This window comes from Pseudomonas sp. VI4.1, assembly GCF_002029345.1.
Lineage (GTDB): Bacteria > Pseudomonadota > Gammaproteobacteria > Pseudomonadales > Pseudomonadaceae > Aquipseudomonas.
This window is the reverse complement of the sequence record NZ_MULM01000146.1, coordinates 20219-37341: the sequence shown is the minus strand read 5'-3', so window position 1 is coordinate 37341 and position 17123 is coordinate 20219. Positions and strand designations below refer to the sequence as shown.

General features: G+C 59.2%; 14 protein-coding genes and 2 pseudogenes. 3 read left to right on the top strand and 13 right to left on the bottom strand.

The features are described from left to right. Position 1: 1 nt before the first annotated feature. The 5 genes from nuoC to BZ163_RS13400 form a co-directional block, all read right to left on the bottom strand. Positions 2–1786: an NADH-quinone oxidoreductase subunit C/D gene (gene nuoC, locus BZ163_RS13420; RefSeq protein WP_128871310.1), complete on the bottom strand. Its 1785-nt coding sequence runs from the start codon at positions 1784–1786 to the stop codon at positions 2–4. Between the two features lie 73 nt (positions 1787–1859). Further along, positions 1860–2534, bottom strand: coding sequence for an NADH-quinone oxidoreductase subunit B family protein (locus BZ163_RS13415; protein ID WP_008146035.1), 675 nt, complete (start codon positions 2532–2534; stop codon positions 1860–1862). Between the two features lie 10 nt (positions 2535–2544). Then, positions 2545–2958, bottom strand: coding sequence for an NADH-quinone oxidoreductase subunit A (locus BZ163_RS13410; protein WP_003223812.1), 414 nt, complete (start codon positions 2956–2958; stop codon positions 2545–2547). Positions 2959–3628: 670 nt separating this feature from the next. Further along, on the bottom strand, positions 3629–4954 hold the full coding sequence (gene aceA / locus BZ163_RS13405; RefSeq protein WP_045062291.1) for an isocitrate lyase: 1326 nt from the start codon (positions 4952–4954) through the stop codon (positions 3629–3631). Between the two features lie 473 nt (positions 4955–5427). After that, positions 5428–6189, bottom strand: coding sequence for a secretin N-terminal domain-containing protein (locus tag BZ163_RS13400; protein WP_128871309.1), 762 nt, complete (start codon positions 6187–6189; stop codon positions 5428–5430). Between BZ163_RS13400 and BZ163_RS13395 the strand changes: the two genes are divergently transcribed. Beyond that, complete coding sequence (locus BZ163_RS13395) at positions 6188–6367, top strand: hypothetical protein (RefSeq protein WP_128871308.1); 180 nt, start codon at positions 6188–6190, stop codon at positions 6365–6367. The two genes, BZ163_RS13400 and BZ163_RS13395, sit on opposite strands and share 2 nt — an antisense overlap. A 147-nt stretch (positions 6368–6514) precedes the next feature. Here BZ163_RS13395 and BZ163_RS13390 read toward each other — a convergent pair. The 7 genes and pseudogenes from BZ163_RS13390 to BZ163_RS13360 form a co-directional block, all read right to left on the bottom strand. Further along, positions 6515–6939: pseudogene (locus tag BZ163_RS13390) on the bottom strand (GNAT family N-acetyltransferase). Then, the gene (locus BZ163_RS13385; RefSeq protein WP_128871307.1) at positions 6932–8101 is read right to left on the bottom strand and encodes a cupin domain-containing protein; all 1170 of its coding nucleotides are present in this window, start codon (positions 8099–8101) and stop codon (positions 6932–6934) included. Before BZ163_RS13385 ends, BZ163_RS13390 begins: the two are co-directional and overlap by 8 nt. A gap of 86 nt (positions 8102–8187) precedes the next feature. Next, positions 8188–9558 (bottom strand): adenylosuccinate lyase, encoded by a 1371-nt coding sequence (gene purB / locus BZ163_RS13380; RefSeq protein WP_008146027.1) that lies wholly within the window; start codon positions 9556–9558, stop codon positions 8188–8190. A 126-nt stretch (positions 9559–9684) separates the two neighbouring features. Further along, a complete protein-coding gene (gene hflD / locus BZ163_RS13375) occupies positions 9685–10308 on the bottom strand; it encodes a high frequency lysogenization protein HflD (RefSeq protein ID WP_064678738.1) in 624 nt (207 codons plus the stop codon). Continuing rightward, positions 10305–11450, bottom strand: coding sequence for a tRNA 2-thiouridine(34) synthase MnmA (mnmA, locus tag BZ163_RS13370; protein WP_128871306.1), 1146 nt, complete (start codon positions 11448–11450; stop codon positions 10305–10307). Before mnmA ends, hflD begins: the two co-directional genes overlap by 4 nt. Positions 11451–11509: 59 nt before the next feature. After that, positions 11510–11956, bottom strand: a complete 447-nt coding sequence (locus BZ163_RS13365; RefSeq protein ID WP_128871305.1) for an NUDIX hydrolase — start codon at positions 11954–11956, stop codon at positions 11510–11512. A gap of 219 nt (positions 11957–12175) precedes the next feature. Next, positions 12176–14401, bottom strand: coding sequence for an NADP-dependent isocitrate dehydrogenase (locus BZ163_RS13360; RefSeq protein ID WP_128871304.1), 2226 nt, complete (start codon positions 14399–14401; stop codon positions 12176–12178). A gap of 508 nt (positions 14402–14909) precedes the next feature. Between BZ163_RS13360 and icd the strand changes: the two are divergent. Beyond that, positions 14910–16165 (top strand): annotated as a pseudogene (gene icd / locus BZ163_RS13350) (NADP-dependent isocitrate dehydrogenase). An 80-nt stretch (positions 16166–16245) separates the two neighbouring features. On the opposite strand, the gene cspD reads toward icd, so the two are convergent. Further along, positions 16246–16503 carry a cold shock domain-containing protein CspD gene (gene cspD, locus BZ163_RS13345; protein WP_128871303.1) on the bottom strand — a complete coding sequence of 86 codons (258 nt, stop codon included), beginning with the start codon at positions 16501–16503 and terminating at the stop codon, positions 16246–16248. 225 nt (positions 16504–16728) lie between these two features. Here cspD and clpS point away from each other — a divergent pair, with 225 nt between their 5' ends. Beyond that, positions 16729–17112, top strand: a complete 384-nt coding sequence (gene clpS, locus BZ163_RS13340) for an ATP-dependent Clp protease adapter ClpS (protein WP_020799529.1) — start codon at positions 16729–16731, stop codon at positions 17110–17112. Positions 17113–17123: the final 11 nt, after the last annotated feature.

Sequence of the window (17123 nt, the reverse complement as noted above, 5' to 3'; positions counted from 1 at the left end):
CTTAGCGGTCCACGTCGGCCATAACGAAATCGATACTACCCAGGTACGCGATCAAGTCCGCGACCATGCTGCCTTTGATCACCGAAGGGATCTGCTGCAGATGCGGGAAGCTTGGGGTACGAATCCGGGTGCGGTAGCTCATGGTGCCGCCATCGCTCGTCAGGTAATAACTGTTGATGCCCTTGGTCGCTTCGATCATCTGGAAGGATTCGTTGGCCGGCATGACCGGGCCCCACGAAACTTGCAGGAAGTGCGTGATCAGGGTCTCGATGTGCTGCAGGGTGCGCTCTTTGGGTGGCGGCGTGGTCAGCGGGTGATCCGCCTTGTACGGGCCTTCCGGCATGTTGCGCATGCACTGCTCGATGATCTTCAGGCTCTGGCGCATTTCTTCGACACGCACGATGCAACGGTCGTAGGCATCGCCATTGGCCGCCAGCGGCACTTCGAATTCGAAGTTTTCGTAACCGGAGTATGGGCGAGCCTTGCGCAGGTCGAAGTCGCAACCGGTCGAACGCAGGCCGGAACCGGTGACGCCCCATTCCAGGGCTTCTTTGGTGTTGTAGGCCGCGACGCCGATGGTCCGGCCACGCAGGATGCTGTTGTCCAGTGCGGCTTTCTGGTATTCGTCCAGACGCCGTGGCATCCACTCGATGAAGTCTTTCACCAGTTTTTCCCAGCCCCGCGGCAGGTCGTGAGCGACGCCACCGATGCGGTACCAGGCCGGGTGCAGACGGAAGCCGGTAATGGCTTCGATCACCGTGTACGCCTTCTGACGGTCGGTGAACGTGAAGAACACCGGGGTCATGGCGCCGACGTCCTGGATGTACGTCCCGAGGAACAGCAGGTGGCTGGTGATCCGGAAGAACTCGGCCATCATGATGCGGATGACGTCGACCTTCTCGGGCACCTTGATGCCGGCCAGCTTCTCGACCGAGAGCACGTACGGCAGGTTGTTCATCACGCCGCCGAGGTAGTCGATACGGTCGGTGTACGGGATGAAGCTGTGCCACGACTGACGCTCGGCCATCTTCTCGGCACCACGGTGGTGGTAACCGACGTCCGGCACGCAGTCGACGATCTCTTCACCGTCCAGCTGCAGGATGATGCGGAACGCACCGTGCGCGGAAGGGTGGTTCGGGCCGAGGTTGAGGAACATGTAGTCCTCGTTCGCCCCGGAACGCTTCATGCCCCAGTCTTCAGGCTTGAAGCGCGCGGCTTCTTCCTCGAGCTGTTGCTTGGCGAGGGTCAGGGTGAACGGATCGAACTCGGTGGCACGGGCCGGGAAGTCCTTGCGCAGCGGGTGACCTTCCCAGGTCGGCGGCATCATGATGCGGGTCAGGTGCGGGTGACCTTTGAAGTCGATGCCGTACATGTCCCAGACTTCACGCTCGTACCAGTTGGCGTTCGGCCAGATGCCGGTCACGGTCGGTACGCTGAGGTCGCTCTCGGACAAGGCGACCTTGATCATCACGTCACTATTACGTTCGATCGACATCAAGTGGTAGAACACAGTGAAGTCGGCGCCGCTTGGCAGCCCTTGACGCTTGGTGCGCAGACGCTCGTCCACGCCGTGCAGGTCATAGAGCATGACGTACGGCTTGGGCAGGTTGCGCAGGAAGGTCAGGACTTCGACGAGTTTGGCCCGGGCAACCCAAAGCACCGGCATGCCGGTACGGGTAGGCTGGGCGGAAAACGCCTCGGGGCCAAAACGGTTGTTCAGTTCGACGACCACATCCTGGTCGTCTGCCTTATAAGGCGGGATGTACAGAGCACTGCCTGTAGTCATGGTTATTTTATCGCTTTCGGTCAACGTAAAGAATGAAGCCAGGTTCTCGTTCTATAAAAGAAGCAGGTCTGGATCAGACTTCGTCGGGGCTGCGCAGGTTGGTGACTGCGATTCGCTGTTCGCGGCGCTGTTCCTTTTGCGAAGGCATCTCGGCGCGGTACACGCCTTGATCGCCGACGACCCAGGAAAGCGGACGACGCTCCTGTCCAATCGACTCTTGCAACAGCATCAAGCCTTGCAGGAAAGCTTCAGGACGGGGCGGGCAGCCAGGCACGTAGACGTCCACGGGCAGGAACTTGTCCACCCCTTGAACGACGGAGTAGATGTCGTACATGCCACCGGAGTTGGCGCACGAACCCATGGAGATGACCCATTTAGGCTCGAGCATTTGCTCGTAGAGACGCTGGATGATCGGCGCCATCTTGATGAAGCAGGTACCGGCGATAACCATGAAATCCGCCTGGCGCGGCGATGCCCGGATAACCTCGGCGCCAAAGCGCGCGATGTCGTGGGGCGCCGTGAAGGCGGTGGTCATTTCCACATAGCAGCACGAAAGACCGAAGTTGTACGGCCACAGGGAGTTCTTGCGCCCCCAGTTGATCGTGCCGTTAAGCACGTCTTCGAGCTTGCCCATGAAAATGTTTTTGTGGACTTGATCTTCTAACGGATCGGAAACGGTTTCCCGCTCGCCGATCGGATACTGCTCGTTAGGAGCATCGGGGTCGATCCTGGTGAGATTGTATTGCATTGCCAAAGCCTCATTGTTTCAGCTTCGCCTGCCGCTTGCGACGAGCTTCCGGAGCCCAGTCAAGGGCGCCCACTCGGAACAGGTAGACAAGACCTGCCAACAGAATTGCTATGAAAACGAGAGCTTCGACGAATCCGGTCCAGCCGCTTTCGCGGACGGACACAGACCAGGCAAAGAGAAAAAGGGCTTCGATATCGAAGATCACGAAGAGCATCGCGACCAGATAGAATTTGGCTGAGAGCCGCAAGCGGGCGCCACCTGTAGGTAGCATGCCGGACTCGAACGGTTCGTTTTTGCTGCGGCCCCAGGCTTTTGACCCGAGGAGGCTTGAGACGCCGAGCATGAAGGCGCACAGGCCGACGACGCCCAGAAGGAAAATGGCAAAGCCCCAGTTGTGGGCCATGAGTCCTGTCGCTTCGGGCATGCTGGAAATCCTTAACAGAGAGCAAAGGTCTCTGAGCTTGAAAAAGAAACAACGCAGTGACGATATGTCGCAGCAATCGATCCCGCTGATTTTATGGCTAAACACCGAGCAAGTAAAATTCAGATAGCGAAATTATTGGGTGAAATAAGGACATCGCGCCCCTCCGGGGCCCTGTAGCCCATGCGTGGCGGGCATTAGGCGGGTTTTCGTTAAATATGTTTTGTAAGGAATGTAACGAACATATTTCGAGCTAAATGATAATCAATACTGTTTGTGGTAGTTTTTAAACTGTTTGGCGGATGGGTGAGTGGGAAGTTGTCTTATATGCGCGTTACTACATGTAGTGGGCGGGGTCGTTTTACCTTGTTTTCCTGAGCAAGAAACTGCTCCGGATCAATGTTTTTTTCCTCGTGATCATGGCTGCAACACGACCCCCTGTAGGAGCTGGCTTGCCAGCGAAGAGGCCCGAAAGTCATGGGGTGAATGAGTGAACGCCTTCGCTGGCAAGCCAGCTCCTGCATGATCACCGGCGTGCTGATGAATTGTGGTCAGGTCAGGCGGGGAAATCCCGGGCAAAAAAACGCCCCGAACCAGTCGGGGCGTCAGATATGCGGCGTTGCGGTTAGCTGTCTATTCGATCCGCAACGGCCGTTGGTTCAGGTGCCGCCTATCAATGGAACTGTTCTTCTTCAGTCGAGCCGGTCAGCGCGGTCACCGAGGACGAGCCGCCCTGGATCACGGTGGTCATGTCGTCGAAGTAGCCGGTGCCCACTTCCTGCTGGTGAGCCACGAAGGTGTAACCCTTGGCAGCGTCGGCGAACTCTTGCTCCTGCAGCTTCACGTAGGCAGTCATGTCGTTGCGGGCGTAGTCGTGCGCCAGGTTGAACATGCTGTGCCACATGTTGTGAATGCCGGCCAGGGTGATGAACTGGTGCTTGTAACCCATGGCGGACAATTCGCGCTGGAACTTGGCGATGGTCGCGTCGTCCAGGTTTTTCTTCCAGTTGAAGGAAGGCGAGCAGTTGTACGACAGCAGTTGGTCCGGGTATTCCTTTTTGATCGCTTCAGCGAAGCGACGAGCTTCGTCCAGGTCCGGCTTGGCGGTTTCGCACCAGATCAGGTCGGCGTACGGCGCATAGGCCAGGCCGCGAGCGATGGCTTGGTCGAGACCGGCGCGTACTTTGTAGAAGCCTTCCTGGGTACGTTCGCCAGTCACGAATGGCTGGTCGTACGGGTCGCAATCGGAAGTCAGCAGGTCCGCCGCGTTAGCGTCGGTACGGGCCAGGATGATGGTCGGCGTGCCGGCCACGTCAGCTGCCAGACGAGCGGCGGTCAGCTTCTGTACAGCTTCCTGGGTCGGTACCAGTACCTTGCCGCCCATGTGGCCGCATTTTTTCACGGAAGCCAGCTGGTCTTCGAAGTGAACGCCGGCGGCGCCTGCTTCGATCATGCTTTTCATCAGCTCGTAGGCGTTCAGTACGCCGCCGAAACCGGCTTCAGCGTCAGCCACGATCGGCGCGAAGTAGTCGATGTAACCTTCGTCGCCCGGGCCTTTGCCGGCTTTCCACTGGATCTGGTCAGCGCGACGGAACGAGTTGTTGATGCGCTTGACCACGGTTGGAACCGAATCCACCGGGTACAGCGACTGGTCCGGGTACATCGATTCGGCGGAGTTGTTGTCCGCAGCGACTTGCCAGCCCGACAGGTAGATCGCCTGGATACCGGCTTTGACTTGTTGTACGGCCTGGCCGCCGGTCAGGGCGCCCATGCAGTTGACGAAATCTTTCTCGGGGCGGAAGGACGGCTTGGCACCCTGGGTCACCAGGTTCCACAGCTTCTCGGCGCCGAGTCTTGCAAAGGTGTGCTCAGGTTGAACCGAGCCACGCAGGCGGACGACGTCAGCAGCGGAGTAAGCGCGTGTCACGCCTTTCCAGCGTGGGTTTTCAGCCCAGTCTTTTTCGAGGGCTGCAATTTGCTGTTCGCGTGTCAGTGCCATGGAGATAAACCTCGTCGCGTCTTTTACGGAAAGTTGTTCTGCGGTGAAAAATTCATGCTCGCTGACCAGAAGCTTAGGTGGTCAAGCCGGATTCGACGGGGATGGCGACGGGATGAACGATGGGCTCGAGGGGAAGTGAGCAGGTAAGGGCGAACTGGCGAGCGCATTCGGGCGTCGTGGGCCTTTATACGAACTACAGTGTGGTGCCGGGTTACCTAATTACGCTTCCGTCCCTCGGGACAACTTCGTTCCAGTCGGCAACCTCGTCAAACACACCTTGTGGGCGGTACAGACACGAAGCGGCTCGCGGGGTAGGTGCGAACATCGCTTCGAAGGCCCTTGCCAGGGCCCCTGATTAGCGGGAGCGAGGCCATCATGCCTTTGCTTTTTTGTATCGTCAAACGTTTTGTAGTGCTTTTTTTGAGCCACTACATCTTTGGTCTAATACGACTAATCAGTCAGTTTTCGGTGATTCAGTCCAAAGTATCGACTTTCACTCGCAGGGTCATGTCATCCCGGCCCTGGGTCGAGTAGCTGCGGGTCAGGGCCTGTTTGTCGGCCTGGGTCTGGCGGTTCACGCCGGCCAGGGTGATCCACTCGCCGAGGCGTCCCGTGACGGTTGTGTCGGTACTTTGCACATTCACTACATCGGGACGTTCCTGGCTGATGCGATCACGATTGGTGCTGATCGCCAGGTGAACGGTTTCGCCGGTGACACGGGCGGTGACGTAGAAACCCTGGGTGACGTTGCGGTACTCGGTCTGGCTGCGCAGGTCACCGTAGGAATCGGTCTGGGTGCTGGTCAGCGGCACACTCTGGCCGACCTGGATCAGCGCCGGCGCGCCTTCGCTGGCCTGGATTTGCTGAATCCCGCCGTCGCGGCTGTCGGTGCTGCGGCTGATGATGCGAGTCTGGCTTGGCCTGGCGCCGTTCACCGAATAACCCTGGTCGTTCTGGACGTTGTTTTCGGAGGTGTCGACGGTGATCAGCAGGCGTTTTGGCGCAGTATCGAGTTGGGCAACAAGGGCCTTAAGTTCGTCGATCTTGCGTTGATCGGCGTTGACGATCAGCTGATTGCCGTAAGCGCTGACCTGGCCTTCCTGGCCGATGAAGTCTTGCGCCATCGGCAGCATGTCGGCGCTGGTGTGGTAGTTCAGGGGCACGATTTCGGTGGCGGCCATGACTGAGACACTGCAGGTCAGTAGCAGCGCGGTGAGCAGGGTGCGTGGGTACATGTCCGTTATCTCCGGCCTTCTGATTTGTTTTTATGTGGGAGCGAGCTTGCTCGCGATGGACGTTAACGATGATGCGTGCTGTCTGGAAAAATTCGGCGTCTTTGAATTTTTCGCGAGCAAGCTCGCTCCTACAGGGTTTGATATTGCCAGTTTGTCGGCCTGGCAGGGGGGAAGTTGAATCGTAGACAGCAAAACGCCCCGGCATTGGACAATGGCGGGGCGTTTTTGGGTGTTCTTCGGGCCTCTTCGCGGGCAAGCCTCGCTCCTACAGGTTAGCGTAATCCCTGTAGGAGCGAGGCTTGCCCGCGAAGGGCGCGACTCGGTATCAGACCGAGTGACGCACCATGTCCACATGCGGAATTCCTGCTTCCAGGAACTCCTCGCTGACCATGTGAAAGCCCAGGCGCTCGTAGAACGCCGTGGCCTGCACTTGCGCGCTCAGCATTTGCTGCTTCAACCCGCGTTTCTCGGCTTCGCCGATCACCGCATGCATCAGCGTATCGCCGACTTTCAAGCCGCGCCAGTCCCTGAGTACCGACACCCGGCCGACGTGACCGTCGGGCAGCAGGCGGGCGTGCCGACCGGAAAGTCGCCTTCGAGGGCGAGGAAATGCACGGCCGTCACATCATCGGCATCCCATTCCAGTTCTGGCGGAACGGATTGCTCGGCGACAAACACCGTCTCACGAATGCGCCGGATCTCGGCGTTGTCCTTTTGCCAGTCTGCGACACGTACGTGAATCTTATTCATCGGCAAACCCCAGGCTTCCTTGCTTGATCAGTTCACACAACAAGCCGCGACCGTCTTCGTCGCTCAGCCAGTCGACCAGGTTGTCGGCGTGCAGGGAGTCGGCAGCGCAGATCATTTTCAGCAGCTCGCGCAGCTTGCCCGGCAGATACCGGCTCTGGCCGCTGGCAAACAGCAACAGGTCGTCATCGACTTCGGACCAGGCCAGGCGTGCGCTCGGGTTGCGGATCAGTATCGCGCCTTGCTCCAGGCTCGCGAGCAGGTCGTCTTCCTCGATCTCTTCCGGACCCACCACCAGTTCCGGGTAGCGCGGTTCTGTCATGTACTGGCCAAACCAAGTCAGCAGCAGACGCTCGTCGCTCATGTGCTCGGCCAGCAGGCTTTTGAGGCGATCAAGGGCGTCATGCTGGATCTGGTGTGGATCAACCGCAGGCAGGGCGTCAGCATCGGTGTAACGCTCTTCGTCCGACAGGAACTGGCTGAGGAAGTCGGTGAAGTGGGTCAGCACTTCAGAGGCGCTTGGCGCGCGGAAACCGACCGAGTACGTCAGGCAGTCATCGACGGCCACGCCGCAGTGGGCCAGGCGCGGCGGCAGGTAGAGCATGTCGCCCGGTTCCAGGACCCACTCATCGGTGGCTTCGAAATCAGCGAGGATGCGCAGGTCCGCGTGCTGCAACAACTTGCTTTCGGAATCGCACATCTGGCCGATTTTCCAGTTGCGCTTGCCGTGACCCTGCAGCAGGAACACGTCGTAGTTGTCGAAGTGCGGACCGACGCTGCCACCTGGGGCGGCAAAGCTGATCATAACGTCGTCGACGCGCCAGCTCGGCAAGAAGCGGAAGTTCTCCAGCAGTTCAGCGACTTCCGGAACGAACTGGTCAACCGCTTGAACCAGCAGGGTCCAGTCGCGCTCCGGCAGTTTGCTGAATTCGTCTTCGGCGAACGGGCCGCGACGCAACTCCCAGGGACGCTCGCCGTTTTCAATCACCAGGCGCGATTCAACTTCTTCTTCCAGCGCCAGGCCGGCCAGTTCGTCGGCGTCGATCGGGCTTTCGAATTGAGGAATCGCCTGACGGATCAGCAGGGGTTTTTTCTGCCAGTAGTCGCGCAGGAATTCGCGCGCCGTGATGCCGCCCAGAAGTTGAAGAGGAATATCAGGATTCATGTGTAACCTATTGAAAAAATGCACTTTTCAGACGGGAATAAAAACGCCCGGCGCTGCCGGGCGTCTCAAAAGGGTAATGCGGTCGATCAGATGCGTTTGGCTTGCTCTACAGCGTTACCGATGTAGTTCGCCGGGGTGAGCAGTTTCAGCTCGGCCTTGGCGGCGGCTGGCATGTCCAGACCGTCGATGAAAGTTTGCAGTGCTTCAGGGCTGATGCCCTTGCCACGGGTCAACTCTTTCAGCTTCTCGTACGGGTTTTCGATGTTGTAGCGGCGCATTACGGTCTGGATCGGCTCGGCCAATACTTCCCAGCAAGCGTCCAGGTCGGCAGCGATCTTCTGAGCGTTGAGCTCGAGCTTGCTGATGCCTTTGAGGCTGGCTTCGTACGCGATCACGCTGTGGGCGAAGCCGACACCGAGGTTGCGCAGCACGGTGGAGTCGGTCAGGTCGCGCTGCCAGCGGGAAATCGGCAGCTTGCTCGCCAGGTGCTGGAACAGTGCGTTGGCGATACCCAGGTTGCCTTCGGAGTTCTCGAAGTCGATCGGGTTGACCTTGTGCGGCATGGTCGACGAACCGATTTCGCCAGCGATGGTGCGCTGCTTGAAGTAACCCAGGGAAATGTAGCCCCAGATGTCGCGATCGAAGTCGATCAGGATCGTGTTGAAACGGGCGATCGCGTCGAACAGCTCGGCAATGTAGTCGTGCGGTTCGATCTGCGTGGTGTACGGGTTGAAACCCAGGCCCAGCTCGTCTTCGATGAAGGCGCGGGCATTTTCTTCCCAGTCGATTTCAGGGTAGGCCGACAGGTGAGCGTTGTAGTTGCCGACAGCGCCGTTGATCTTGCCCAGCAGCGGAACGGCCGCGACCTGGGCGATCTGACGCTCCAGACGGTAAACCACGTTCGCCAGCTCTTTGCCCAGGGTGGTCGGCGAAGCCGGTTGACCGTGGGTGCGCGACAGCATTGGCACGTCAGCGAAACGGATCGCCAGTTCGCGGATGGCGTCGCAGGTTTGGCGCATCAGCGGCAACATCACGTCATCACGGCCTTCGCGCAGCATCAGGGCGTGGGACAGGTTGTTGATGTCCTCGCTGGTGCAGGCAAAGTGGATGAATTCGCTGACAGCAGCCAGTTCCGGCAGCTTGGCCGCTTGCTCTTTGAGCAGGTATTCGATGGCCTTGACGTCGTGGTTGGTGGTGCGCTCGATCTCTTTGACGCGCTCGGCGTGCTCCAGGGCGAAGTTCTCCGCCAGGGTGTTCAGCACCGCGTTGGCTTCGGCGGAGAACGCCGGCACTTCGCTGATGCCTGGGTGAGCGGCCAGGCGCTGGAGCCAGCGCACTTCAACCAGAACGCGCGCACGGATCAGGCCGTATTCGCTGAAAATCGGGCGCAGGGCCTGGGTTTTGCCGGCGTAGCGGCCGTCAACAGGGGAAACCGCAGTGAGCGAAGAAAGCTGCATGGGGTGTTCTCGGACAGTCGGGCAACGAAATGGGGCGCGTATCATACATGAAAAAATTCGCCGGTCCGTTGCCAACTGACCAGCGTCTTACGCGTTACAAATTACTCAAGGTGTTGCGGGCGCGGTTCAGCTGCTGCGCATCAGCGGGTAAAGCTCTTTCAACAACTTGCGACGGCTGATCACCAGCTGCCAGCGATGGCCGCCCAGCTGCCGCCACAGGCGTGCCGAGCGAATCCCGGCCAGCAGCAGGGCGCGGATTTTCGAGGCGTTGCTCGGTTGCTGCAGGTTGCGCATGTCGCCGTGCACCTGAATCCGCTGGCGCAGGGTGCTCAAGGTGTCCTGGTACAGCGCGCCGCAGGCCGCGATCACGTTTTCGTGGGCCGCGCCGAAGTGTTCGACCTGGGACTGGATCTGCGGCAGGCGCTTGCCGATTTCGTCCAGCATGTCGCCACGTTTGGCCAGCTGGCGTTCCAGGCCCAGCATGGCCAGCGCATACCGCAGCGGTTCGCGCTGAAGGGTGCTGGGGTCGCGCTCCAGGGCGCCAATCAGTGCCCGGTAGCCTTCACGCAGATTGAGGTCGTCGCCGCCGTAGACTTCCAGGGTGTCCTTGGGGTCGCGAATCAGCAGGCTGCCGAGCATGCAGGTCAAGCCGGCTTCGGTGGTCTGGCCGGTCTTGGCGATCTTGTCGACCAGGACCGCGGCGAGAAACACCCCGCCCAGTGCCGTCAATTGCTCCTGGGTCGGGTTCATTGGGCTTGGCCCTTGCTGGTGGTCTTGCTTGTCCAGGGCTCGGCCATTTCGATCACGCCGCCGCCGAGGCAGATTTCACCGTCATAGAACACCACCGATTGTCCCGGGGTCACCGCGCGTTGCGGGTCGTCGAAGATCGCGCGGTAGCCGCTGGCAGTCTTTTCCAGGGTGCAGGGCTGGTCGCTCTGGCGATACCGGACCTTGGCGGTCAGCTTGCGTGGCTCGGTCAGGTCGATCGGGTTGACCCAATAGATCTCCGAGGCGAGCAGGGCGCGGGAAAACAGATAAGGGTGGTCATTGCCCTGGCCAACGATCAGCTCGTTGTGCTCCAGGTCCTTGATCAGCACGTACCAGGGCTCGTCGCCGGCGTCTTTAAGGCCGCCGATGCCGAGGCCCTGGCGCTGGCCGATGGTGTGATACATCAAGCCGTGGTGACGGCCGATGACTTCACCTTCGGTGGTCTTGATCTCGCCCGGCTGGGCGGGCAGGTATTGCTTGAGGAAGTCGCTGAAGCGGCGTTCGCCGATGAAGCAGATCCCGGTGGAATCCTTTTTCTTCGCGGTGGCCAGCTGGTGTTTCTCGGCGATCGCGCGCACTTCGGGTTTTTCCAGCTCGCCGACCGGGAACAGGGTCTTGGCGATCTGTTCACCGCCGACGGCGTGCAGGAAGTAGCTCTGGTCCTTGTTCGGGTCCAGGCCCTTGAGCAGCTCGGTGCGACCGTCGATGTCGCGGCGGCGCACGTAGTGACCGGTGGCGATCAGGTCGGCGCCCAGCATCATGGCGTAGTCGAGGAACGCCTTGAACTTGATTTCGCGGTTGCAGAGGATGTCCGGATTCGGCGTGCGACCGGCCTTGTATTCGGCCAGGAAGTGCTCGAACACGTTGTCCCAGTACTCGGCGGCGAAGTTGGCGGTGTGCAGCTTGATGCCAATCCTGTCGCACACGGCCTGGGCGTCCGCCAGGTCATCCATGGCGGTGCAATATTCCGTTCCATCGTCTTCTTCCCAGTTCTTCATGAACAGGCCTTCCACCTCATAACCCTGCTCGATCAGCAGGAGAGCGGAAACGGAAGAGTCCACGCCGCCGGACATGCCGACAATGACGCGCTTCTTTTGTGTGTCAGAAGGGGCTGGATCACGCATAGGGATTCAATGAGTGTCTTGAAAAAGGACGCGATTCTAACAGGCCGAAGCCCGCAAGGCTAAAGAGAAGGGCGGATCAGTTCGAGATCGAAGTGAAAGCCTGCCAGATAATCATCGATGCAGCGGATGATCAGCTCACTGCGCCAGTTTGCGCGCTGTGCCAGCAATTCGTCACGCGTCAGCCACTTGGCGCCGACGATGCCGTCGTCCAGTGGGTAGTCCGGGTGATGTTTGAGCGGTTTGGCGCTGAAGCAGACCCGCTGGTAGGTCACGCCGTTGCTTGGGGCGGTGTAGAGGTAAATGCCCACCACGCCGGTCGGTTCGACGTCCCAGCCGGTTTCCTCGAGGGTTTCGCGAATGGCGGCGTCAATCAGGGTTTCGTCCGGGTCGAGGTGACCGGCGGGCTGATTGAGTACCGTTCGTCCTTGCCTGGTTTCTTCGACCATCAGGAAGCGGCCGCTGTCTTCGACGATGGTGGCGACGGTGATGTGGGGTTTCCAGTCCATAGAGCTTCCTCAAATGTTGAAGGTTGAAGCGCGGGCCCCCTGTAGGAGCTGGCTTGCCAGCGAAAGCGGTGGGTCAGTCGATGAAGATGTTGAATGATAGACCGCCTTCGCTGGCAAGCCAGCTCCTACAGGGGATCTGGTTCGGCAGATAAATATGTGTGAACGCCACAAACACAAACCCCGGCACATGGCCGGGGTTTGTGATGTTCCCTTACAACCTTAAACCAACGCAGCAATCGCCGCGTTGAAAGTATTGCTCGGACGCATCGCCTTGCTGATCAGCTCGGCATTGGCGTGGTAGTAACCGCCGATGTCCACTGGCTTGCCCTGAACGGCGTTGAGCTCGGCGACGATGGTCGCTTCGTTCTCGGTCAGGGTCTTGGCCAACTCGCCGAACTGCGCTTGCAGTGCAGTGTCTTCGGTCTGGGCGGCCAGGGCCTGGGCCCAGTACAGCGCCAGGTAGAAGTGGCTGCCGCGGTTGTCGATGTTGCCGACTTTGCGCGATGGCGACTTGTTGTTGTCCAGGAACTGGCCGGTGGCCTGATCCAGGGTCTTGGCCAGAACCAGCGCCTTGGGGTTGTCGTAGGTGACACCCAGGTGCTCGAGGGACGCGGCCAGGGCCAGGAACTCGCCCAGGGAATCCCAGCGCAGGAAGTTTTCTTCCAGCAGCTGCTGCACGTGCTTCGGTGCCGAACCGCCGGCGCCGGTTTCGAACAGGCCGCCGCCATTCATCAGCGGAACGATCGACAGCATCTTGGCGCTGGTGCCCAGTTCCATGATCGGGAACAGGTCAGTCAGGTAGTCGCGCAGTACGTTGCCGGTCACCGAGATGGTGTCCTTGCCTTCGCGAGTGCGACCCAGGGTGAACGCCATCGCGTCGACTGGCGACATGATGCGGATGTCCAGGCCTGCGGTGTCGTGATCCTTCAGGTAAGCCTGAACTTTCTCGATCACTACGCCGTCGTGGGCGCGCATTGGGTCCAGCCAGAAAATCGCTGGCGTGGCGCTGGCGCGAGCACGGTTGACGGCCAGTTTGACCCAATCCTGGATCGGCGCGTCTTTGGTCTGGCACATGCGGAAGATGTCGCCGGCTTCAACCGACTGCTCCAGCAACAGGCCGCCTTTGCTGTCGGAAACGCGGACAACACCGTTGGTCTTGATCTGGAACGTCTTGTCGTGCGAGCCGTACTCTTCGGCTTTTTTCGCCATCAGGCCAACGTTCGGCACGCTGCCCATGGTGGTCGGATCAAAAGCGCCGTGCAGCTTGCAGTCTTCGATCACCGCCTGGTAGATGGTGGCGTAGCAGCGATCCGGGATCACCGCCTTGGTGTCGTGCAGCTGGCCGTCGGTGCCCCACATCTTGCCGGAGTCACGGATCATCGCCGGCATCGAGGCGTCGACGATAACGTCGCTCGGCACGTGCAGGTTGGTGATGCCTTTGTCGGAGTTGACCATGGCCAACGACGGACGAACGGCGTAGACCGCCTGGATGTCCGCTTCGATCTGCGCTTGTTGATCGCTAGGCAAAGCCTTGATGCGAGCGTACAGGTCGCCGATGCCGTTGTTCAGGTTGAAGCCGATCTGTGCCAGCACGTCAGCGTGCTTGGCCAAGGCGTCTTTGTAGAACTCGGCAACGATCTGGCCGAACATGATCGGGTCGGAGACCTTCATCATGGTCGCTTTCAGGTGGACCGACAGCAGTACGCCCTTGGCTTTGGCGTCTTCGATTTCAGCGGCGATGAAGCTGCGCAGCGCGTTTTTGCTCATGACCGCGCAATCGAGGATCTCACCGGCTTGCACGGTGGTCTTTTCTTTCAGGACGGTGGTGGTGCCGTCTTGAGCGATCAGTTCGATTTTGACGGCGTCAGCGGCGTCGATCAGGGCGGCTTTTTCGCTGCCGTAGAAGTCGCCGGTGCTCATGTGTGCCACGTGGGACTTGGAGTCCGCAGCCCAGGCGCCCATTTTATGCGGGTGCTTGCGCGCGTAGTTCTTGACCGACAGCGGCGCACGACGATCGGAGTTGCCTTCGCGCAGGACCGGGTTCACGGCACTGCCCTTGATCTTGTCGTAGCGCGACTTGGCGAGCTTGTCGGCGTCGCTGGTCACGGTTTCCGGGTAGTCCGGCACTGCGAAGCCCTGGGCTTGCAGTTCCTTGATCGCGGCTTGCAGTTGCGGAACCGAGGCGCTGATGTTCGGCAGCTTGATGATGTTGGCTTCAGGCGTGACGGCCAGGTCGCCCAGTTCGGCGAGGTGGTCGGCGACGGCTTTGTCACCCAGTTGCTCGGGGAAGCTGGCCAGGATGCGCCCTGCAAGAGAGATATCGCGGGTTTCCACGGCGATATCAGCGGAGGCGGTGAAAGCCTCTACGATAGGCAACAGTGAATAGGTGGCGAGGGCGGGAGCTTCGTCGGTGAAGGTATAGATGATCTTCGAGCGGGTGGGCATATTCGGATTAACTCTCTCTTCTTTGCTAAAGCATGCGCAGAAAAACTCGAGGGGCGCCGGGTAAGCGCGTTCGTTCAAAGTCATCCATGAGCCGAATGTCGAGATTTGTGCGCGGTGATGTTGGGTGCATCAGTCGAGCGTCAAGCGGGTGGACCGCGGTAACGGTCCTGCTTTTTCGGGTCCGAAGTCTCGGCTACAGTCCAGTTGCAGAGAGGTCGGCCGTCGTGACTCTGTGGTCAGCGGGCGGCATTATACATAGGTAGCTGGCAATCTGCCGATGGTTCATACACAACGATTGACGTCCATTGGTCTAAAGGTCGCAGGGGAGTGCGGGGCGTAGAGTCTTGCACCGTGCTTGAGTTTGGCGCTTTTCCCTTTGCTTTCAGGCTTGTAGGCCCCGAACCGCACAGCTTTGCGGCAGATGGGTGGAACATAGGGTTTGCGCGCCGAATTAACTGGGTTACGCTCGAACCAAGCCAGATGTTCAATCCAATCAATGGAGTTCAGCATGGGTTACAAGAAGATTCAGGTTCCAGCCGTCGGCGACAAAATCACCGTCAATGCAGACCATTCTCTCAATGTTCCTAATAACCCGATCATCCCCTTCATCGAAGGCGACGGCATTGGGGTTGATATCAGCCCGTCATGATCAAGGTTGTCGATGCTGCTGTTAAGAAGGCTTACGGCGGCGAGCGCAAAATTTCCTGGATGGAAGTCTACGCCGGGGAGAAAGCGACTCAGGTTTACGATCAGGACACCTGGCTGCCCCAGGAAACCCTGGACGCGGTCAAGGATTACGTGGTTTCCATCAAGGGCCCCCTGACCACCCCGGTCGGCGGCGGCATCCGTTCGCTGAACGTGGCCCTGCGCCAGCAACTCGACCTGTATGTCTGCCTGCGCCCGGTGCGCTGGTTCGAAGGCGTGCCGAGCCCGGTCAAGAAGCCAGGCGACGTCGACATGACGATCTTCCGCGAGAACTCGGAAGACATTTATGCCGGTATCGAGTGGAAGGCCGGCTCGCCGGAAGCGACCAAGGTCATCAAGTTCCTCAAAGATGAAATGGGCGTCACCAAGATCCGTTTCGACGAAAACTGCGGTATCGGCATCAAGCCGGTTTCGCTGCAAGGCACCAAGCGCCTGGCGCGCAAGGCGTTGCAATACGTGGTCGACAACGATCGCGATTCGCTGACCATCGTGCACAAAGGCAACATCATGAAGTTCACCGAAGGTGCCTTCAAGGAATGGGCCTACGAAGTGGCGGCTGAAGAGTTTGGCGCAACCCTGCTCGACGGCGGTCCGTGGATGCAGTTCAAGAACCCGAAGACCGGCAAGAACGTCATCGTCAAGGACGCCATCGCTGACGCCATGCTCCAGCAGATCCTGCTGCGCCCGGCCGAATACGATGTGATCGCGACCCTGAACCTGAACGGCGACTACCTCTCCGACGCCCTGGCGGCCGAAGTGGGCGGTATCGGTATCGCGCCGGGTGCCAACCTGTCCGACACCATCGCCATGTTCGAAGCGACCCACGGTACCGCGCCGAAATACGCCGGCAAGGACCAGGTCAACCCGGGTTCGCTGATCCTGTCTGCAGAAATGATGCTGCGTCACATGGGCTGGACCGAAGCGGCCGACCTGATCATCAAGGGCACCAATGGCGCGATTTCCGCCAAGACCGTGACCTATGACTTCCACCGTCTGATGGAAGGCGCGAAGCTGCTGTCTTCTTCGGCGTTTGGTGATGCACTGATTTCGCACATGTAAGCGAATCAAGGTGTAACAAAAACCGCCCGGCTCAAGTGATTGAGTCGGGCGGTTTTTTTATGACTGGATGTTTGGTTGCGTCAGCCCGAGACCGTTTCTTGTTGCGTGGCAGGCAGCGCCTGTCCTGCCGAAGCCTCGGCAGCGGCGATATCGACGGCATGCAACCCCTTCGGCCCCTGGATGATGTTGAAGGTCACGGGTTGCCCGGCTTTCAGGGTTTTGTAACCGTCCATTTTGATCGCCGAGTAATGGGCAAACAGATCTTCATCCTTGCCGTCCTCGTTGATAAAACCGTAGCCCTTGGCGTTGTTGAACCATTTCACCTTGCCGACCGCCATTCTCATATCCCTCTGCAACAGACTCCATCACTGGAGTATCATCCAGTACATGCGCAGTCATTTCTTAGAAATAAGGTTGACTCCGCGGACCTTTTTTACCCACTGTGGGCTCTATTGGTTGTAACACCGTTTTGCCGATAGTCAAGGTGACCAGGCAGTCGGAGTTGAAATCGACGATGGCCGCCCCCACCACTGTATTCGCACAACTGACGAACCTTTCTTTCCATGCATGCAATCAGCCAGATTCGACTAACATTCAATCAGGATCGCCCGACTCTCCAAAAGGATCGCCCGGAGGAACACGACGACGATTCAGCGGGCATTGCTGTTCAGGAAGCAAAGCCTGCATTACAGGCGCCGCCGATGTACAAGGTGGTTTTGTTCAACGATGACTACACACCGATGGATTTCGTCGTCGAAGTGCTCGAGGTGTTTTTTAACCTGAATCGCGAGCTGGCGACCAAGGTCATGCTGGCCGTTCACACAGAAGGACGGGCAGTATGTGGAGTGTTTACCCGCGACATCGCCGAGACGAAGGCCATGCAGGTCAACCAGTACGCCAGGGAAAGCCAGCATCCGCTACTCTGTGAAATCGAGAAGGACGGTTAATCGCCGACCAC

Excerpts from the sequence above, each read along its gene's own strand:
- nuoC (WP_128871310.1), bottom strand. The coding sequence starts at position 1,786 with ATGACTACAGGCAGTGCTCTGTACATCCCGCCTTATAAGGCAGACGAC.
- BZ163_RS13415 (WP_008146035.1), bottom strand. The coding sequence starts at position 2,534 with ATGCAATACAATCTCACCAGGATCGACCCCGATGCTCCTAACGAGCAG.
- BZ163_RS13410 (WP_003223812.1), bottom strand. The coding sequence starts at position 2,958 with ATGCCCGAAGCGACAGGACTCATGGCCCACAACTGGGGCTTTGCCATT.
- aceA (WP_045062291.1), bottom strand. The coding sequence starts at position 4,954 with ATGGCACTGACACGCGAACAGCAAATTGCAGCCCTCGAAAAAGACTGG.
- BZ163_RS13395 (WP_128871308.1), top strand. The coding sequence starts at position 6,188 with ATGTCCGTTATCTCCGGCCTTCTGATTTGTTTTTATGTGGGAGCGAGC.
- BZ163_RS13400 (WP_128871309.1), bottom strand. The coding sequence starts at position 6,189 with ATGTACCCACGCACCCTGCTCACCGCGCTGCTACTGACCTGCAGTGTC.
- BZ163_RS13385 (WP_128871307.1), bottom strand. The coding sequence starts at position 8,101 with ATGAATCCTGATATTCCTCTTCAACTTCTGGGCGGCATCACGGCGCGC.
- purB (WP_008146027.1), bottom strand. The coding sequence starts at position 9,558 with ATGCAGCTTTCTTCGCTCACTGCGGTTTCCCCTGTTGACGGCCGCTAC.
- hflD (WP_064678738.1), bottom strand. The coding sequence starts at position 10,308 with ATGAACCCGACCCAGGAGCAATTGACGGCACTGGGCGGGGTGTTTCTC.
- mnmA (WP_128871306.1), bottom strand. The coding sequence starts at position 11,450 with ATGCGTGATCCAGCCCCTTCTGACACACAAAAGAAGCGCGTCATTGTC.
- BZ163_RS13365 (WP_128871305.1), bottom strand. The coding sequence starts at position 11,956 with ATGGACTGGAAACCCCACATCACCGTCGCCACCATCGTCGAAGACAGC.
- BZ163_RS13360 (WP_128871304.1), bottom strand. The coding sequence starts at position 14,401 with ATGCCCACCCGCTCGAAGATCATCTATACCTTCACCGACGAAGCTCCC.
- cspD (WP_128871303.1), bottom strand. The coding sequence starts at position 16,503 with ATGGCGGTCGGCAAGGTGAAATGGTTCAACAACGCCAAGGGCTACGGT.
- clpS (WP_020799529.1), top strand. The coding sequence starts at position 16,729 with ATGCATGCAATCAGCCAGATTCGACTAACATTCAATCAGGATCGCCCG.